Source organism: Vibrio sp. Vb0937, assembly GCF_033338855.1.
The window spans coordinates 1-1196 of record NZ_JAWOTK010000307.1; the positions used below are offsets into that span (position 1 = coordinate 1).

1 protein-coding gene is annotated in these 1196 nt (G+C 47.7%); it reads left to right on the plus strand.

Features of this window, described 5'->3' with window-relative positions:
• Window positions 1-4 precede the first annotated feature (4 nt).
• Window positions 5-913, plus strand: coding sequence for a DMT family transporter (locus R7P67_RS25300; protein WP_318086382.1), 909 nt, complete (start codon window positions 5-7; stop codon window positions 911-913).
• The last annotated feature ends 283 nt before the right edge of the window (window positions 914-1196 follow it).

Genomic DNA, 1196 nt, shown 5'->3' on the forward strand with positions numbered 1-1196 from the left:
CATCATGAACGAGCGTCGCGCCCTAGGATTTGGGCTCTCAGCAGTATTACTTTGGTCTACCGTTGCAACCGCATTTACACTGACATTAGCGGAATTTACGCCGATCCAAATGCTGTGTATCGCCAGTATGGTTTCTGCCATCGCGCTTACGATTGTGTGCGGTGTGCAAGGTAAATTAAACCAGCTAAGTGCTACTTTTCTCTCTAATCCTTGGTACTACTTGCTGCTTGGTTTGATCAACCCGTTGGCGTATTACTTGATCCTATTTAAAGCGTACGATTTGCTGCCCGCTTCTCAAGCGCAGGCCATCAACTACAGCTGGGCCATTACGCTCACCCTGATGGCAGCGGTGTTTTTGGGGCAGAAGATTCGTGGCAAAGATTGGATAGCGTGTGGATTCAGTTACCTCGGCGTGATCGTGATTGCAACGCAAGGCAATGTGCTTGGCATGCAGTTTGAGAGTCCGCTTGGCGTTGGCTTGGCACTGCTGTCGACGTTACTTTGGGCGGGTTACTGGATTCTCAACACCAAAAACAAAGCCGATCCGGTGGTTGGTGTTTTGCTGGGCTTTTTGGTTGCCATCCCATTCACTATCGCATTGAGTTGGTACGAAGGCGCAAGCTGGCAATCTATCTCCATCAAAGGCTGGGCGGCGGTGACATACGTCGGATTGTTTGAGATGGGAGTGACGTTTGTGCTGTGGTTGAGCGCCTTGAAGTTAACCCAAAACACGGCGCGCATCAGCAACCTGATATTTGCTTCGCCATTTATCTCGTTGATGTTACTGGCCACCATTATTGGTGAAAAAATTCATCCATCGACGTTGATTGGACTTGTCTTAATCATCAGTGGTTTGGTCATCCAACAGGTGACTTGGGGTAAAAAAGCCAAGACGGCGAACGCGTCGCAATAGTTGGTCATACCCGAAAAACCTAGGACAATATGAAAACGGAGAAATGAAACGAGTTGGATAAAAAAGAGAGCTCGCTAACATTTTATTGATCGAAAGTGCCTTCAGTCGCTTGGAATTGTTCAAGCGTTGGATACGATATAACCAAAGCCCAGCCGCCAAACACGGCGACATTCCTATAAATATTTGTGGGCACTTCAGGATACTTTACTAATTATGTTTCGCTTCGCTATTCCTTCACCGTTGATGACTGACTGGCAACACGCTCTGCAGCAATGCTGTGATG

Excerpts from the sequence above, each read along its gene's own strand:
- R7P67_RS25300 (WP_318086382.1), top strand. The coding sequence starts at position 5 with ATGAACGAGCGTCGCGCCCTAGGATTTGGGCTCTCAGCAGTATTACTT.